Here is a 16347-nt window from a genome sequence, read left to right as displayed (position 1 = left end):
CCTGCGAGGACGGAGCAGATTATGGAACGGAAGTCTTTCATGACCCGCAACGACGACGACGTCTTTTGGATCGAAGACGACGCCGAGGCCGCCAAGTCAGGTCCGGCCGTCTACACGATCGGCGACCTCGCTCGTGAGTTCGACGTCACCCTGCGCGCCCTGCGCTTCTACGAGGACAAGGGCCTGCTCTCGCCCCGCCGCGAGGGTCTCGCCCGCCTCTACAGCGCGACCGATCGCGTTCGTCTCCAGCTGATCCTCAAGGGCAAGCGTCTCGGCTTCACCCTCGCCGAGATCGCCGAGATGATCGAGGCCCACGAGCGCAACGATGCCGGCCCCGACCAGCAGCTCAAGCTGTCGCGCGAGAAGTGCCTCGAGCAGATTGCCCATCTCGAGCAGCAGAAGCGCGAGATCGAAGAGGCGATCATCGAGCTGAAGCGCACCCACGACACGCTCACCCAGATGATCGACCGCACGCGGTGATCCCTGCCGCGGGAGCCGCACCAGCGGCTCCCGGCGCCTGTCCCGGCCTGTCCAGGGATAGTGGGGCCTTCCCGCCCTTGCCCGGACGGCCTCTTCCTGTCATGCCGTGTCGCCTCGACCGCCGCTGACGGAAACTCCCATGCCCTCGTCCAAGAAAACCGCTGCGCCTGGCGCAAAGGCCGCGCTGTCTCTGTCGAAGGATCGAATCAAGATCCTCCTGCTCGAGGGCATTTCCGACACGGCGGTGAACGTCCTCAAATCCGCCGGCTACACCAATATCGAGCGCCTGCCGAAGGCGCTGGACGGGGCAGCGCTGACCAAGGCGATCCGCGGCGTGCACCTGCTCGGCATCCGCTCGCGCACCCAGATCACGCCGGAGATCCTTGCCGCTGCCGACCGGCTCATCGCCATCGGCTGTTTCTCGGTGGGCACCAACCAGGTCGACCTGGTCGCCGCCAACCGCGCGGGCGTGCCCGTCTTCAACGCGCCCTTCTCCAACACCCGCTCGGTGGCCGAGCTGACGATCGCCGAGATCGTCATGCTGATGCGGCGCATCTTCCCCAAGTCCACCGCGGCCCATGCCGGCGCCTGGGACAAATCGGCCATCGACAGCTACGAGGTGCGCGGCAAGACGCTCGGCATCGTCGGCTACGGCAATATCGGCTCGCAGCTCGCCGTGCTCGCCGAGGCCATGGGCATGCGGGTCATCTATTTCGACCACACCGACAAGCTGCGCCACGGCAACGTGGAACCGGCGGAGGACCTCTTGGACCTCCTCGGCCGCTCGGACGTCATTTCGCTGCACCTGCCGGAAACCCCGGCGACGCAGGGCATGATCGGCGCGCGCGAGATCGGCGCCATGAAGAAGGGCGCCTATCTCATCAACAATGCCCGCGGCACGGTGCTGGACCTGGCGGCGCTGGCCGACGCGCTGAAGTCCGGCCATCTGCGCGGCGCGGCCGTCGACGTGTTCCCCGTGGAGCCGTCGTCCAATGCCGACCCGTTCGTGACCCCGCTCCAGGGCCTCGACAACGTCATCCTCACCCCGCATGTCGGCGGCTCGACGGAAGAGGCGCAGGAGCGCATCGGCGCCGAGGTCGCGCGCAAGTTCGTGGAATATTCCGACGTTGGCTCGACCACCGGTGCGGTGAACTTCCCGCAGGTTCAGCTGCCGGTGCGGCCCGCGGGCACGCGCTTCATCCAGGTGCAGCGCAACCTGCCGGGCGAACTGCGCCGCCTCAACGACGTCTTCGCCGCCCGCAGCATCAACATCGCCGCCCAGTATTACCAGACCGATGGCGAGATCGGTTATGTGGTGCTGGAGGCCGATGGCGCGGTGCCGGAGGCGGAAGCCATCCTCGACCAGATCCGCGACCTGCCCGGCACGATCCGCGCGCGCCTGCTCTATCGCGGCAACTGACGCTGGCGAGCCGCCAACGGTCGGCTGGCCCCGCTCTTGCTCTCCTGTATGCAACGCCGCCCTGCGAGACGCACTCTGCCTGTTAATCAGGCAGGGGCGGGGGTGGTGCTGGCAGGGAGGATGCAATGTCGGCCGCCGAACCCACACCCGAGGATGCAGAGCGCCTGATCGATGCCATGGCGCCCCTGGTCGGGCTCGAGGTCACCGAGACCTATCGGCCGGGCGTCGTGCTCAACCTGCAGATCGCGCTCCGGCTTGCCGCCCTCGTCGCCAGCGCCGATCTCGGCGACCATGACGAGCCCGCGCCCGTGTTCGAGGCGTGACCATGGACGACCTGACCCAGCTTTCCGCCACCGCCATCGCGGCGGGCGTCCGTTCCGGCCAGTTCTCCGCCCGCGCGGTAGCCGAGGCCCATCTCGTGCGCATCGCCACCCATGACAGCCGCGTGGGGGCCTTCACGGCCGTCACCACCGAGCGCGCTCTGGCCGAGGCCGATGCGGTCGATGCCAAGGTCCGCGGCGGCGCGCCGGTCGGGCCGCTGGCCGGCGTGCCTTATGCGGTGAAGAACCTCTTAGACATTGCGGGAATGCCGACGGTCGCAGGCTCCAAGATCAACCGCGACCATCCGCCCGCGCCACGCGATGCCGCCCTGATCGAGAAGCTCGCGGCGGCGGATGCGGTGCTGCTCGGCGCGCTGAACATGGGCGAATATGCCTATGACTTCACCGGCGAGAACGCCCATGACGGGCCCTCGCGCAATCCGCATGACCTCACCCGCATGACCGGCGGCTCGTCCGGCGGCTCGGGGGCGGCACCGGCGGCCGGCTTCGTGCCGGTGGCGCTGGGCTCGGACACCAATGGCTCGATCCGCGTGCCCTCGTCCCTCTGCGGCCTGTTCGGTCTCAAGCCGACCTTCGGGCGGCTGTCGCGCGCGCGTTCGTTCCCCTTCGTGACGAGCCTCGACCATTTGGGCCCGCTCGGCCGCTCCACCGCCGACATCGCCGCCTTCTATGACGCCATGCGCGGCCATGACCCGGATGATCCGGTCTCGCAGGACCGGCCGGCCCCGCCGCTGACCCCTGAGATCGAGCGTGGCATCGGCGGGCTGCAGGTTGCCCGCGCCATCGGCTATTTCGACGGGACGCAGACCGAGGCGGCCCGCGCCGCCACCGCGCGTGTCGCCGAGGCGCTGGGCGCCGGCACGGTCGAGATCCCGAACGTCGCCGCCGCCCGCGCCGCCGCCTTCGTCATCACCTGCTCCGAGGGCGGGGCGCTGCATCTCGACCGGCTGAGGACCCGCGCGGCCGATTTCGATCCGGACACCCGCGACCGGCTCATCGCCGGGGCGCTGCTGCCGGCCGTGCATGTCCACCGCGCCCAGCGACTGCGCCGCACCTACCGTGCCGCGTTGCTGGAGCTGTTCCGCGATGTCGACGTGATCCTTGCGCCGTCGACGCCGACCCGGGCGCCGGCGCTCGGCCAGAAGGTCTTCGAGCTCGACGGCAAGACCCTGCCGGTACGCGCCAATCTCGGCCTGTTCACCCAGCCCTTCTCCTTCATCGGCCTGCCGGTGGTGAGCGTGCCGGTCTGGACCGAAGGCGAGGCGCTGCCGATCGGCGTGCAGGTCATCGCCGCGCCCTGGCGCGAGGACGTGGCGGTGCGGGTCGCCGCCCATCTGGAGCGCGAGGGCGTCGTCGCCTCGCGCATCGCCCGGCTGTGACAGCGCTTAACGGACCGTTCACCATGATCGGGACGATTGTCGTCAAAGGTGAACGGTCGGCGGGACCTTCGCCGGCTCAGGGCGTTCCTCTCCCATGTCCGGGGAGGATGTCATGCGTGTCCTGGTCTTCGCCACGGTTCTCGTCACCGCCTGCGCTGTCGCCGCCATCGTCGCCGCCGCCGATCCGGCGGCGGGCCTCAACCTGATCCATCCCGCGCTGGCGGCGGGGATCCATCCCTGACCGCGGCGCCCCCATCCGGAGCCTGCCATGGTCATCAACGACCCAGACGTCCACGCCGAGGTGAGCGCCGCCTTCGCCATCTATGAAAAGGCCCTCACCACCAACGACGTCGAGACCCTCGACGCGCTGTTCTGGAACGCGCCGCAGACGATCCGCTACGGCGTGACCGAGAACCTCTACGGCTTCAGCGAGATCGCCGCCTTCCGCGCCGGCCGTTCGCCCATGGGCCTCGAGCGCACGCTGGAGCGCACGGTCATCACCACCTATGGCCGGGACATGGCGACCGCCTCGACCCTCTTCCGCCGCGCCAGCATGGGTACCGAGAAGATCGGTCGGCAGATGCAGACCTGGGCGCGGATGCCCGAGGGCTGGCGGGTCGTTGCCGCCCATGTGAGCGTCATCGCCACGCCCGCGGCCTGAGCGCCGGCGCAGGGCGGATCGGCCCTTCGGCACATTGTCTCACCTGCAACGCGTGGTAGCGTCCCCCTCCAGCTGAGCGACGCCCGGACAACGGGCGCGGCCGAACGGAGGACAGCCATGGACGGTTTCACGCAGGCCCGCACCACCCATTCCTGGCGGCTCAATGTCTCCTGCGAGCCGCTGGTGCTCACCGAGGAGCCGCGTCCCGTGCCGAAGGGCCGCGAGGTGCTGATGAAGGTCAGCCATTGCGGCGTCTGCCACTCGGACATCCATATCCGCGAGGGCAAGTACAATATCGGCGGCGGCAAGGTGCTGAACCTCTCCGACCGTGGCCTGAAACTGCCGCTGACACTCGGCCATGAGATCCTCGGCACCGTCGAGGCGGTCGGGCCGGACGTGACCTCGGTGAAGCCCGGCGACCGGCGTCTGCTCCACACCTGGATCGGCTGCGGGGAATGCGCGCTCTGCAAGTCGGGCGATGAGAACCTCTGCGCCCAGCCGCAGTTCCTCGGTGTGCAGGCGCGCGGCGGCTTTGCCGAGCACGTGCTGGTGCGCGACGAGGAATTCCTGGTCGATGTCGAGGGGCTCGATCCGGCGCTCGCCGCGACCTATGCCTGCTCGGGCGTCACGGTGTTCAGCGCCGTCAACAAGATCCGTCCGCACCGCGAGGGCGAGAAGATCGCCGTCTTCGGCATTGGCGGCCTCGGCCAGACGGCGCTGCAGCTTCTCAAGGCGCTCTGCATGGGGCCGGTCATCGCGGTCGATCCCTCGCCGGAGAAGCGCAAGATCGCCGAGAGCATCGGCGTCGCCGCGACGCTCGACCCCAATGCGCCGGACGCTGCCAAGCAGCTTGCCGCCTTCGGTGAGGGCAAGCTCGCGGCCGCCCTCGACTTCGTCGGCGCCGAGGGCACGACGACGCTGGCCATCAACGCCCTGCGCAAGGGCGGCCAGCTCGTCATCGTCGGCCTCTATGGCGGCGAGCTGCGCTATCCGCTGCCCTTCATCCCGATGCGCGCCATTGCGATCCGCGGCTCCTATGTCGGCTCGCTGAAGGAGCTCAAGGAGTTCGTCGATCTCGTCCGCAAGGTGAAGCTGCCGCCGATCCCGATCGAGACGCGGCCCATGAGCGCCGTGAACGAGGCGCTGCACGACCTCGAGGCCGGCAAGGTCGCCGGCCGCATCGTCCTCGAAGCGACGGCCTGACGGACCCGGCGACGCATGGCCTTTCTCACCGGCGTCGCCGCCACCGCCTTCGGCAAGTATTCGGGTTCCGACGCGCCGTCGCTGATGGAGACGGCGGCGCGGGCTGCCATCGCCGATGCGGGCCTGCCGCTGGAGGCCGTGGACGGTCTCGTCTGCGGCTATGCCACGACCTTCCCCCACCTGATGACCGCCACGGTGATGGTGGAGCGGCTCGGGCTCACTCCGCGCCATGCGCACCAGGCGGCCGTGGGCGGCGCGACGGGTGTGGTGGGCCTTCTCCTCGCCCGTCACCTGATCGCTGCGGGGGCCTGCCGGCACGTGCTGGTTCTGGGCGGCGAGAACCGGCTCACCGGGCAGAGCCGCGACGATGCGGTGAAGACCCTCGCGGGTGTCGGACATCCCGTCCACGAGGTGCCGCTCGGCGCCTCGGTTCCCGCCTATTACGCGCTGGTCGCGGCCCGCCACCTCCACGAGACCGGCGCCAGCGAACGCGATCTTGCCGAACTCGCCGTGCTGATGCGCCGCCACGCCGCAGCCCATCCCGGTGCGCAGCTGACGAAGCCCATCAGCGTCGACGACGTCATGGCCTCGAAGCCCGTGGCGACGCCGCTGAAGCTTCTCGATTGCTGTCCGATATCGGATGGTGCGGCAGCGGTCGTTGTCTCGGCGGAGCCGGGGCAGGGGGCCTCCATCCGCCTCGCCGGCTGGGGCGAGGCGCACACCCACCAGCACGTCTCGGAAATGCCGGATGATCTCGGCCTCGGCGCGCGCATCGCGGCGAACCAGGCCTTTGCCGGCGCGGGGCGGAGCGCCGCCGACATGCGGCTCCTCGGCCTCTACGACAGTTTCACGCCGACGCTCGCCATCTTCCTGGAGGCGCTGGGCTTCGCACCGCCGGGCCGGGCCGGCGCCATGGCGCGCGAGGGCCTCTTCGGCCGCGACGGAAGGTTCCCGCTGAACCTCCATGGCGGCCTCCTGTCCTATGGCCATCCCGGGGTCGCGGGGTTCCTCGCCCATGTCGTCGAGGTCATCCGGCAGATGCGCGGCGAGGCCGGCGATCGCCAGGTCGCGGGACCTCCGCCGCTCGCCTATTGCCATGCCGACGGCGGGGTCTTTTCCAGCCATGCCGGCTTCGTGCTGGAGCGGACGGCATGAGCGGCGTGATGCTTCAGTCTTGCGGCTCCTGTGGCCGCGTCTGGCAGTTCCGCCGCGGCGGCTGCCCGCAATGTGGCTCCACGGCGGTGCGCGAGGTGACGGCCAGCGGTGGCGGGACGGTCTGGTCGGTGACGCAGGTCATGCGCGCGCCGCTTCCCGAACTGGATCTTCCCGGCGGCTACGCCATTGCCCTCGTCACGCTGGACGAGGGGCCGCGGGTCATGTGCCGTGCGGAGACCGGCCTCGTTATCGGGCAGCGGGTGACGGTGGGCCTTGGCGCGGACGGGTTGCCGCTGGCAAGGACGTCATGACATCAGGCCGTCCCGAGGCTGCTGCGGACCGGACGCTCCGGCCAGTCGCAGCTCAGCCTGCAGATCGCGAATGACCCGGTCGCGCTTCTCGATGGCGCTGAACTGCCAGAACACCAGGATGCCCAACGCGAACAGGACCAGCAGCAATCCCAGCATCTCGACCAGCATACGCCCCTCCACGCCTGAACAGTTGGCAGAGGGTTTAGCACAAAATGACGCAACGGAAGCGGTACCACTGAACCATTGCGCTGCTCAGTGACAATACGCAGTCGCAACCGTTCAGAACTTGAAGACGCTGGCGGCGGCTGACTTGCTCGCTTCCTTCTTCGCCATGTCGGCCTCCAGCCGGACGATCTCCTCCTTCAGGAGGGCGATCCGTTCGGCGAGTTCATGCACGGAGAGGGCAGCGAGGTCCTGTCCCACCACGTGGGCGGGCGGCTTCGGGCGGGGTTTCAGGTCATCGTCGAACATGAGGGCCTCCCCGTCTGGCGGGCGACTGGCAATGCGATCCGGGCGAGGCTACACCGTCTCACCCCCCGCTGTCGAAACGGTGCCCTGATGACCGCTGTTCCCGCCACCATGACCGCCGTTGCCATTCCCGTCCCCGGTGGCCCCGAGGCCCTGGTGCCGGAAACGCGCCCCGTTCCGGCGCCCGGCGCGGGCGAGATCCTCGTCAGGATCGCGGCGGCCGGCGTCAACCGGCCGGACGTGCTGCAGCGGGCTGGCGGCTATCCGCCGCCGAAGGGCGCCTCCGACATTCCCGGCCTCGAATTTGCCGGCGAGGTCGTCGCGCTGGGCGATGGCGCGACGCGCTTCAAGGTCGGCGACGCGGTCTGCGCCCTCGTCTCCGGCGGCGGCTATGCCGAATATGCCGTGGTGCACGAGACCAATGCCCTCCCGGTGCCGAAGGGCCTGTCGATGGTCGAGGCCGCCGGCATCCCGGAGACCTTCTTCACCGTCTGGTCCAACGTCTTCGACCGCGGCGGCCTCAAGGCCGGCGAGACGATCCTCATCCATGGCGGCACGTCCGGGATTGGCGTCACCGCCATCCAGCTCGCCAAGGCCTTCGGGGCGACGGTGATCACCACCGCCGGCTCGGACGACAAATGCGCCGCCGCGAAGGCGCTGGGCGCCGACCACGCCATCAACTACCGGACGCAGGATTACGGCGCCGAGGTCATGGCGATCACGGGGAAGAAGGGCGCGAACCTCATCCTCGACATGGTCGGCGGCGACTATGTGCAGAAGAACCTCGACTGCGTAGCAGCCGACGGGCGGATCGTGCAGATCGCCTTCCTGCACGGCTCGGAGGTCAAGGTCGACCTGCGCTGGCTGATGCTGAAGCGCGTCACCTTCACCGGCTCGACCCTGCGCATCCGCGACATCGCCTTCAAGGCCGCGCTGGCCGACGCCCTGAAGGCGAAGGTCTGGCCGCTCCTCGAGAGCGGGCAGGTGAAGGTGGTGATGGATTCGACCTATCCCCTGGCCGAGGCCGCGAAGGCCCATGCCCGCATGGAGGGCAGCACCCATGTCGGCAAGATCGTGCTGACGGTGTGATGGGTTGATGGGGCGAGGCCGAACAGGCCTCCCGTCGGGCTGCCCAGGTGGGAGCCACAGCCCCTCACCCGACCCTCTCCCCGCATGCGGGGAGAGGTGCTGCGGCGTCGCGCCTCATTGAACGACGGTCGCGCTTGGCATTCGGCGACGGATTGGGTCGCAACGTGGAAGTCCCCTCTCCCCGCATGCGGGGAGAGGGAAGGGTGAGGGGCCCTGAGATCTCCCCTTACGCCCCCTTCGGGACGGCGTAGGGGCTCTTGTCGCGGGCGAGGAAGCCGCCGAAGCCCGGCTCGCCGAGCACCTTGCCCTCCTCGACGATGGTCCGGCCGCGGGCGATCGTCATCACCGGATAGCCGGTGACCTGGAACCCTTCCCAGGGCGTGTAGTCCGAGCCGTGGTGGAGGATCTCCTGGCGGATCGTCTCCTTGCGGTTCGGGTCCCACAGGACGATGTCGGCGTCCGAGCCGACCGCGATCGTGCCCTTCTTCGGATAGAGCCCATAGAGCTTGGCGTGGTTGGTGGAGGTCAGCGCCACGAACTCGTTCATGGAGATGCGGCCCTTGGCGACGCCCTCCGACCAGAGGATCGGCATGCGCGTCTCCACGCCGGGAATGCCGTTCGGCACCCAGCGGAAGGAGGTGCGGCCCTTCTCGGCGAGCTTGCCCTTGGGGCTGTCGTAATAGAAGGGGCAGTGATCCGACGAGAAGGTCTGGAAGATGCCCTGCTGCAGGCCTTCCCAGATGGCGGCATGGCTGTCGCGGTCGCGCGGCGGCGGCGAGCAGACATATTTCGCGCCCGACATGTCCATGTTCAGGCCCTTCATGTCGTCCTCGACCAGCGTGATGTACTGGGGGCAAGTCTCGGCATAGACCTTGAGGCCGCGCTGGCGGGCCCAGCGGATCTGCTCCATGGCCTCGCGGCCGGAGACGTGGACGACCATCATCGGAACGTCGAGCAGTTCGGCATGACTGATGGCGCGGTGGGTCGCCTCGCGCTCGATGACCTGGGGCCGCGACGGGCCATGGTAGTAGGGCGCGGTCTTGCCGGCCGCCTCCAGCCGCTCGGTGAGGAAGCGGATGTTGTCGTAGCCCTCGCAGTGGACCATCACCAGCGCCTGCTCGCGGCGGGCGACCTCGAAGACCTCAAGGAGCTGGCGATCCGACAGTACGAGATCGTCATAGGTCATGAAGACCTTGAAGGAGGTGCAGCCATCGGCGAACAGGGCCGGCAGCTCCTGGTTCAGCACGGTCGGCGTCGGGTCCGAGACGACGAGGTGGAAGCCGTAGTCGATATAGGCCTTGCCCTCGGCCTTCTTGTGGTAGTCGGTGACGCAGGCGCGCAGCGACGTTCCCTTGATCTGCATGGCGAAGGGGATGACGGTGGTGTTGCCGCCAGCCGCCGCCGAGCGCGTGCCGCTTTCGAAGCCGTCGGCCATGACGATGTCCGGGCCCGAGGGCTGGTCGAGATGGACATGGCTGTCGATGCCGCCCGGCATGACGATGAGGCCCGAGGCATCGATCGTCCGCGCCGCTTCGGTGATGGACCCCGCCAGCAGGGCGACCTTGCCATCCTTGACGCCAATGTCGCACCGGATGGTGTCCGAGGCGGTGACGACGGTGCCACCGCGGATGGCGAGATCGAGATCGAGCATGTCGGCAAGTCCTGGAGAGCCGCGGGCCCGCGCCCGCCGTCGCGGACCCATGTCGCACAGCATTTTCACGCCACCGTCAAGGCCGGCGCGCCGCAAGAATCGCTGGCTGCACCGGCAAGGGCTAAGAGCTGGTTAACCTTTCTCCTTTATCAAGGAAATCGTTCAGTTCGCTGGACGCGAGTGGCTCCTGTCCACTCTGTTTGACGCCTCCCTGTATTTCACTTCAAGGCCGCCTTCGGGCGGCCTTTTTTTGTGCCTCGCGGGACGCGCCCCCTCGCCCGACCGGACGGTGGACAGGTCGCGGGCGCGGTGACGCGCGGCCTTGGCAGCGCCGCGATTTCGTCGTTCGATGGGCTCGCCTCGCCGCGCAGGGACCTGTCCCGAAGCGGCACAGGACGGGGTGGCACCCCGATTGCTCGACAGGGTTCGACCGTTGAACCACTGCCGTTTACCTTTCCTTAAGCATTCGCTTTACGGGTCGGGCAAACGGCGGCACACCAGAACCCCTGAGGGAGTAGTAGCGTGATGTCGCAAGAGAGCCTTTCGCCCGTCGCCGAGACCGCCGTGGCCTTCGGAACCCGGCTCGCCAGCTCCCAGGCCTTCAAGGACCTGTTCCGCGAGGGGATGTCGCTGGTCGAGGAGACCGCCGCCTATCTCGACGGTCCGGGTCGCAACGACAGCCGCAGCCTCGATCGCGGGCCGGCTCTCGCCTACGCCACGGAGAGCATGCGGCTGACCACCCGCCTGATGCAGCTCGCCTCCTGGCTTCTGCTGCAGCGTGCCGTCAACGAGGGCGAGCTCACCCAGGAACAGGCCGCGCAGGAGAAGTCGAAGGTTCGCCTCTCCTCGGTCGGTGCGCCGACCCCGCAGTCGACGCTGGACGAGCTGCCGGAGCAGCTCTCCGCCCTCATCGGCAAGGCCATGCGCCTGCAGGAGCGCATCGTCCACATGGACAAGCTGCTCTTCGCCGAGATCGCGCCGCCCACTGCCGCCAATGCCATTTCGAGCCAGATCGACCTGCTCGCCAACGCTTTCGGCGCCCGTCGCTGAGCCGGCTGGCGGCGCTGGATTTCGCCGCCACGCTTGCCTATAAGTCGCGCCGACTGACCAAGCCGGCGCGTTGGAGCGGCGCACGGAACGGCGCCCCGCCCGGCTGACCATCGCGAAGAGAGTCCCATGGCCGGGCATTCACAGTTCAAGAACATCATGCATCGCAAGGGCCGCCAGGACGCGATGCGGTCCAAGCTCTTCGGCAAGCTCGCCCGCGAGATCACGGTGGCGGCCAAGATGGGCCTGCCCGATCCCAACATGAACCCGCGCCTGCGCGCCGCCATCCTCGCGGCCCGCGCCGAGAACATGCCCAAGGACAATATCGAGCGCGCCATCAAGAAGGCGGCCGGCGGCGACACCGAGAACTACGAGGAGATCCGCTACGAGGGCTACGGCCCGGGCGGCGTTGCCGTCATTGTCGAGGCGCTCACCGACAACCGCAACCGCACGGCCTCGGAAGTGCGCTCCTACTTCACCAAGTCCGGCGGCAACCTCGCCGAGACCGGCGCGGTGTCCTTCATGTTCGATCGCGTCGGCACGATCGAGTTTGCCGCCGACAAGGCCTCCGCCGACGACATGCTCGAGGCGGCGATCGAGGCTGGCGCCGAGGACGTCGTCTCCTCAGAGGCGGGCCACGAGATCACCACCGCGTCCGATGCCCTCGCCGAGGTGGCGAAGGCCCTCGAGGCGAAGTTCGGCGAGCCGAAGAAGACGGCGCTCACCTGGAAGCCGCAGAACAATGTCGCCGTCGACGACGAGACCGGCGAGAAGCTGCTGCGCCTGATGGACAATCTCGACGAGAACGACGACGTGCAGAACGTCTATTCGAATTTCGAGCTGTCCGAGGCGCTCGTGGCGAAGATGGGCGGCTGAGGCCGCCCTCTAGCGCAGCACCCGGTCGAGCAGCGGCAGGCTGGTGATCGCGGCCGCCGCGATCACTCCGAACGCAACGGGCCGGAAGAAGCGCGGGTCGGTCTTGTCGAACAGGTATGAGCCGAGGCCGATGCCGACCGCATAGGGCAGGATCGTCCAGGCGGCGCCGCGGAACACCTCGGATGTGAAGATGCCGGCATAGGCGAGCAGGCTCATCGAGATTACCGAGGCCGGCACGAAGAAGGCGACCGAGGAGCCGCGTACCCCGGCATTGTGGCTGGGGCCGGCCAGCCAGAACAGCGACAGCACCATGCCGCCGAGGCTGGCGAGGCCCGAAATGATCCCCGACGTGACGCCGGTGGCGATGGTGGCGGGAAGGCCCGGCGAGCGCTCGATCCTTCCAACGGTGAGCAGGAGCGTCAGCACCAGCACGATCGACAGCGAGGTCACCCAGCGTACCGGCGAGGGGTCGACCGTCACCAGGAGATAGACGCCGAGCGGCAGGCCGACGACGTAGCCGACGAAGAGCGGTCCGATCTCGCCCCAGCGGGCATGGCGCCAGGTCGAGCGGATCATGGCGAGCTGCAGCACCGCATCGATGATCGACATGATGCCGATGGCGGTCTTCGGCCCCAGATAGGCGCCGGCCACCGGCATGAAGATCATGGCCGATCCAAATCCCGTATAGCCACGCACCGTCCCGGCGAAAAAGGCGGCGAGCATGACGGCGAGGGGCGGGGGAGCGCCGAGAGAGGCGAGGAGGTCCAAGGTGGAGCCTTTGCGGCGTGTGGTTCCCTCCCGCTTAAGGGCATTGGCCGCGGACGGGAATATCGGGCGGCGCGGGGCACGCCTGCACTTGGGCTAGATTGGCGCCATGACCGGCACGATTCGCATCATTGGCATCGACCCAGGCCTGCGCCGAACGGGGTGGGGCGTCATCGACGTGACCGGCAACCGCCTCGCCTTCGTCGCCTGCGGCACCGTCACCTCCGACGACAAGGCGGACCTCGCGACGCGGCTGGCGAGCCTCCACCGCGGCCTCACCGATGTGCTCGCCGCATGGTCGCCGGAGGAGGCGGCGGTGGAGCAGACCTTCGTCAACAAGGACGCGACCGCGACGCTGAAGCTCGGCCAGGCGCGCGGCATCGCCATGGTGGTGCCGGCGCTCGCCGGCATTCCCGTCGCCGAATACGAGCCCAACAAGGTCAAGAAGTCGGTGGTGGGCGCGGGCCATGCGGAGAAGAACCAGATCCACATGATGATCGGCATCCTCCTGCCCAAGGCCGATCCGAAGACCATGGACGCTGCGGATGCGCTGGCCATCGCGGTGACCCACGCCCATCACCGGACGGGCCCCGGGCGGCGGTGAGGGCCTTCTGCGTGGCGGGACTGCGCCGCCTCCAACCTCTCCCCGGTGGGGAGAGGTCGGCCGCAGGCCGGAAGAGGGGGCTGTTCGCTTCCGCGAAGGCTCCCCCTCTCCCGCCTCGCTTCGCTCATCGACCTCTCCCCGCCGGGGAGAGGTGATGCAGCGTCCTTGCACGCGCTCTTGCCGTGATGCGGTCTTCGGGCGTGGAATGTGGGGTGGGGGACGGCCGCATGATGACGTTCAAGACGATCCAGACACGCGCGGCCAAGCGCAAGGGCGGCGAGGCCGTGCTCGCCGGCCTGCTCCCCGCTGTCCCCGACAGGGCGGCGCTGGCCGCCATGACCGACGACCGGATCCTCGCCGAGATGACGAAGCGGGTCTTTTCCGCCGGCTTCGTCTGGAGCGTGATCGAGAAGAAATGGCCGGGCTTCGAGGAGGCCTTTCTCGGCTTCGCGCCGCAGGCGCTGACCTTCCAGCCCGACGAGTTCTGGCACGATCTGTCGCGCGACGGCCGGATCGTGAAGAACCCGCAGAAGATCAGGTCGGTGCGCGACAACGCCGCCTTCGTCCAGGCGATCGCACGAGAGCATGGCTCCTTCGGCCGCTTCCTGAGCGCATGGCCGGCGGAGGACCAGGTCGGCTTGCTGGAGCTCCTCGGCAAGCGCGGGGCCCGCCTCGGCGGCATGACGGGCCAGTACTTCCTGCGCTTCGTCGGCTGGGACGGCTTCGTCACCTCGCAGGACATGGTCGCGGCAATGCGCGATGCGGGCGTGGATGTCGCGGCGCAGCCGACCTCCAAGGGGGATATGAAGAAGATCCAGGCGCAGGTGAACGCCTGGGCCGTCGAAACTGGCCTGCCGCGGACCCATATCTCGCGCATCCTCGCCATGGCGGTCGGCGAGAACCATTCGCCGGAGGCGCTGCGCCGCATGACGGGCGAGGACTAGGGTTTGTGCAGGCGGCGTGCCGCTTCGGCATGGCCCCTCACCCTTCCCTCTCCCGGCAGGCGGGGAGAGGGGGACTTCGACGTCCCGCTTCATCGACAGCCCGAGTGCCACTCATGATCGCCGCCTATGAATCTCGCCGCTGTTGCCCCCTCTCCCCGCCTGCGGGGAGAGGGAAGGGTGAGGGGCAACAGGGCGGCCCCTGGTCCTCGGGAGGATGAGGAGCAAGTGGTTTGCCGAATCCGCTATAAGCGGCGTCTCGAAGCGGCGGACCCATCATGATCGGCAAGCTCAAGGGCACTATCGACAGCTACGGACCTGACTGGGTCGTCATCGACGTCCATGGCGTCGGCTATGTCGTCCATTGCTCGTCGCGGACCCTGCAATCCCTGCCCTCGGCGGGGGAGGCGGCGGTGCTCTCCATCGAGACCATGGTCCGCGAGGACATGATCCGGCTCTACGGCTTCGCCAACGATCTCGAGCGTGAGTGGTTTCGCCTCCTGCTGAACGTGCAGGGCGTCGGCGCCAAGGTGGCGCTGTCGGTGCTCTCCACCCTCAAGGCCTCCGACCTCGCCCATGCCATCGCCATGCGCGACAAGGCGGCGATCGGCCGGGCGAACGGCGTCGGTCCGAAGGTCGCCGAGCGCATCGTCACCGAGCTGAAGGACAAGGCGCCGGGCTTCACCGACATCGATCCGGCGCTGGCGAAGCTCGCCGGCGACGTCGACGAGAAGCGCGTCGCCGGCCCCGTGGCCGATGCCATCTCGGCGCTCGTCAATCTCGGCTATGGCCAGCCGCAGGCGGCCGCCGCCATCGCGGCCGCCGCCAAGAAGGCAGGCGATGAGGCGAACACGCAGACGCTCATCCGGCTCGGCCTCAAGGAGCTGTCGTCTTGACCGAGCCCCGCCGTCTCCTCGATGCCGAACGCCGCGACGACGATGCCGACACGCATCTGCGGCCGCAGCGGCTCGCCGAGTTCATCGGCCAGGCCCAGGCGCGGTCGAACCTCGAGGTCTTCATCTCCGCCGCCCGCACCCGCGGCGAGGCGCTGGACCACGTGCTGTTCGTCGGACCGCCGGGCCTCGGCAAGACGACGCTGGCGCAGATCCTCGCCAAGGAGCTCGGCGTTGGCTTTCGCGCCACATCCGGCCCGGTCATCGCCAAGGCCGGGGATCTCGCAGCACAGCTGACCAATCTCGAAGAGCGCGACGTGCTGTTCATCGACGAGATCCACCGCCTCAATCCGGCGGTGGAGGAGATCCTCTATCCGGCCATGGAGGACTTCCAGCTCGACCTCATCATCGGCGAGGGGCCGGCCGCCCGCTCGGTGAAGATCGACCTCGCCAAGTTCACCCTCGTCGGGGCGACCACCCGCGCCGGCCTGCTCACCACCCCGCTGCGCGACCGCTTCGGCATCCCCATCCGCCTGCAATTCTACACGGTTGAGGAACTGGAGCTGATCGTCACCCGTGGCGCCCGCGTCCTCGGCGTCGGCATGACGCCCGACGGGGCCAACGAGATCGCGCGTCGCGCGCGCGGCACGCCGCGCATCGCCGGCCGCCTGCTGCGCCGCGTGCGCGACTTCGCGATCTACCGGGATTCCGACACGGTGACGCGGCAGATCGCCGATGAGGCGCTGACGCGGCTCGAGGTGGATGATGCCGGGCTCGACGCCATGGACCGGCGCTATCTCAAGGCCATTGCGCTGAACTATGGCGGCGGGCCGGTGGGGATCGAGACCATGGCGGCCGCGCTCTCCGAGCCGCGCGACGCCATCGAGGAGATCATCGAGCCCTTCCTCATTCAGCAAGGCTTCCTGCAGCGCACGCCGCGCGGGCGTCTGCTGACCTCCCACGCCTTCCGCCATCTCGGCCTTGCCGAACCGCAGCGGGAAGGGGCGCAATTCATGCTGTTCAAGGGCGACGAGGAGGAGTGACCGCCGGCCTTTGCCGGCGG

Annotated in this window: 20 protein-coding genes; 16 read left to right on the top strand and 4 right to left on the bottom strand. The window is 68.6% G+C overall.

The window, feature by feature from the left end:
- Positions 1 to 39: 39 nt before the first annotated feature.
- The 9 genes from C8P69_RS12655 (at position 40) to C8P69_RS12620 (ending at position 6950) form a co-directional block, all read left to right on the top strand.
- Complete coding sequence (locus C8P69_RS12655; RefSeq protein ID WP_108178113.1) at positions 40 to 480, top strand: MerR family transcriptional regulator; 441 nt, start codon at positions 40 to 42, stop codon at positions 478 to 480.
- Between the two features lie 139 nt (positions 481 to 619).
- Positions 620 to 1900, top strand: coding sequence for a phosphoglycerate dehydrogenase (serA, locus tag C8P69_RS12650; RefSeq protein ID WP_108177694.1), 1281 nt, complete (start codon positions 620 to 622; stop codon positions 1898 to 1900).
- A gap of 125 nt (positions 1901 to 2025) precedes the next feature.
- Complete coding sequence (locus tag C8P69_RS12645) at positions 2026 to 2223, top strand: DUF4089 domain-containing protein (RefSeq protein ID WP_108177692.1); 198 nt, start codon at positions 2026 to 2028, stop codon at positions 2221 to 2223.
- A gap of 2 nt (positions 2224 to 2225) precedes the next feature.
- Positions 2226 to 3620, top strand: a complete 1395-nt coding sequence (locus C8P69_RS12640) for an AtzE family amidohydrolase (RefSeq protein WP_108177691.1) — start codon at positions 2226 to 2228, stop codon at positions 3618 to 3620.
- Between the two features lie 112 nt (positions 3621 to 3732).
- Positions 3733 to 3861, top strand: a complete 129-nt coding sequence (locus C8P69_RS24445) for a hypothetical protein (RefSeq protein ID WP_273512957.1) — start codon at positions 3733 to 3735, stop codon at positions 3859 to 3861.
- A gap of 27 nt (positions 3862 to 3888) precedes the next feature.
- Positions 3889 to 4281, top strand: coding sequence for an oxalurate catabolism protein HpxZ (hpxZ, locus tag C8P69_RS12635; protein ID WP_108177689.1), 393 nt, complete (start codon positions 3889 to 3891; stop codon positions 4279 to 4281).
- 117 nt (positions 4282 to 4398) lie between these two features.
- Complete coding sequence (locus C8P69_RS12630; protein ID WP_108177687.1) at positions 4399 to 5484, top strand: alcohol dehydrogenase; 1086 nt, start codon at positions 4399 to 4401, stop codon at positions 5482 to 5484.
- Positions 5485 to 5499: 15 nt separating this feature from the next.
- Positions 5500 to 6639: a thiolase family protein gene (locus C8P69_RS12625; RefSeq protein ID WP_108177685.1), complete on the top strand. Its 1140-nt coding sequence runs from the start codon at positions 5500 to 5502 to the stop codon at positions 6637 to 6639.
- A complete protein-coding gene (locus C8P69_RS12620; RefSeq protein WP_108177683.1) occupies positions 6636 to 6950 on the top strand; it encodes a Zn-ribbon domain-containing OB-fold protein in 315 nt (104 codons plus the stop codon). Before C8P69_RS12625 ends, C8P69_RS12620 begins: the two co-directional genes overlap by 4 nt.
- Here the strand turns inward: C8P69_RS12620 and C8P69_RS23885 are convergent.
- The gene (locus C8P69_RS23885; protein ID WP_170118230.1) at positions 6945 to 7118 is read right to left on the bottom strand and encodes a hypothetical protein; all 174 of its coding nucleotides are present in this window, start codon (positions 7116 to 7118) and stop codon (positions 6945 to 6947) included. The two genes, C8P69_RS12620 and C8P69_RS23885, sit on opposite strands and share 6 nt — an antisense overlap.
- A gap of 111 nt (positions 7119 to 7229) precedes the next feature.
- Positions 7230 to 7421: a DUF1192 domain-containing protein gene (locus C8P69_RS12615; RefSeq protein ID WP_108177681.1), complete on the bottom strand. Its 192-nt coding sequence runs from the start codon at positions 7419 to 7421 to the stop codon at positions 7230 to 7232.
- An 87-nt stretch (positions 7422 to 7508) separates the two neighbouring features.
- On the opposite strand from C8P69_RS12615, the gene C8P69_RS12610 reads away from it, so the two are divergent.
- The gene (locus tag C8P69_RS12610) at positions 7509 to 8507 is read left to right on the top strand and encodes an NAD(P)H-quinone oxidoreductase (RefSeq protein WP_108177679.1); all 999 of its coding nucleotides are present in this window, start codon (positions 7509 to 7511) and stop codon (positions 8505 to 8507) included.
- Between the two features lie 226 nt (positions 8508 to 8733).
- On the opposite strand, the gene hydA is transcribed toward C8P69_RS12610, so the two are convergent.
- Positions 8734 to 10158 carry a dihydropyrimidinase gene (gene hydA, locus C8P69_RS12605; RefSeq protein WP_108177677.1) on the bottom strand — a complete coding sequence of 475 codons (1425 nt, stop codon included), beginning with the start codon at positions 10156 to 10158 and terminating at the stop codon, positions 8734 to 8736.
- A gap of 525 nt (positions 10159 to 10683) precedes the next feature.
- Here hydA and rcdA point away from each other — a divergent pair.
- Together rcdA and C8P69_RS12595 are read left to right on the top strand one after the other, a co-directional pair.
- Positions 10684 to 11208: a protease adaptor protein RcdA gene (gene rcdA / locus C8P69_RS12600; protein ID WP_108177675.1), complete on the top strand. Its 525-nt coding sequence runs from the start codon at positions 10684 to 10686 to the stop codon at positions 11206 to 11208.
- A 126-nt stretch (positions 11209 to 11334) separates the two neighbouring features.
- The gene (locus C8P69_RS12595; RefSeq protein ID WP_108177673.1) at positions 11335 to 12081 is read left to right on the top strand and encodes a YebC/PmpR family DNA-binding transcriptional regulator; all 747 of its coding nucleotides are present in this window, start codon (positions 11335 to 11337) and stop codon (positions 12079 to 12081) included.
- 9 nt (positions 12082 to 12090) lie between these two features.
- Here C8P69_RS12595 and C8P69_RS12590 read toward each other — a convergent pair whose 3' ends face one another.
- Complete coding sequence (locus tag C8P69_RS12590) at positions 12091 to 12849, bottom strand: sulfite exporter TauE/SafE family protein (protein ID WP_108177671.1); 759 nt, start codon at positions 12847 to 12849, stop codon at positions 12091 to 12093.
- A 106-nt stretch (positions 12850 to 12955) separates the two neighbouring features.
- Here C8P69_RS12590 and ruvC point away from each other — a divergent pair, with 106 nt between their 5' ends.
- The 4 genes from ruvC to ruvB all read left to right on the top strand — a co-directional run bounded on the left by ruvC (position 12956) and on the right by ruvB (position 16327).
- On the top strand, positions 12956 to 13450 hold the full coding sequence (ruvC, locus tag C8P69_RS12585; protein ID WP_108177669.1) for a crossover junction endodeoxyribonuclease RuvC: 495 nt from the start codon (positions 12956 to 12958) through the stop codon (positions 13448 to 13450).
- Positions 13451 to 13677: 227 nt separating this feature from the next.
- On the top strand, positions 13678 to 14394 hold the full coding sequence (locus C8P69_RS12580; protein WP_108177667.1) for a DNA-3-methyladenine glycosylase I: 717 nt from the start codon (positions 13678 to 13680) through the stop codon (positions 14392 to 14394).
- Positions 14395 to 14669: 275 nt separating this feature from the next.
- On the top strand, positions 14670 to 15287 hold the full coding sequence (gene ruvA, locus C8P69_RS12575) for a Holliday junction branch migration protein RuvA (RefSeq protein WP_108177665.1): 618 nt from the start codon (positions 14670 to 14672) through the stop codon (positions 15285 to 15287).
- The gene (gene ruvB / locus C8P69_RS12570; RefSeq protein ID WP_108177663.1) at positions 15284 to 16327 is read left to right on the top strand and encodes a Holliday junction branch migration DNA helicase RuvB; all 1044 of its coding nucleotides are present in this window, start codon (positions 15284 to 15286) and stop codon (positions 16325 to 16327) included. The genes ruvA and ruvB overlap by 4 nt, the downstream gene beginning before the upstream one ends.
- Positions 16328 to 16347: the final 20 nt, after the last annotated feature.

This window comes from Phreatobacter oligotrophus, from assembly GCF_003046185.1.
GTDB lineage: Bacteria > Pseudomonadota > Alphaproteobacteria > Rhizobiales > Phreatobacteraceae > Phreatobacter > Phreatobacter oligotrophus.
This window is presented reverse-complemented; position numbering and strand designations above follow the sequence as displayed.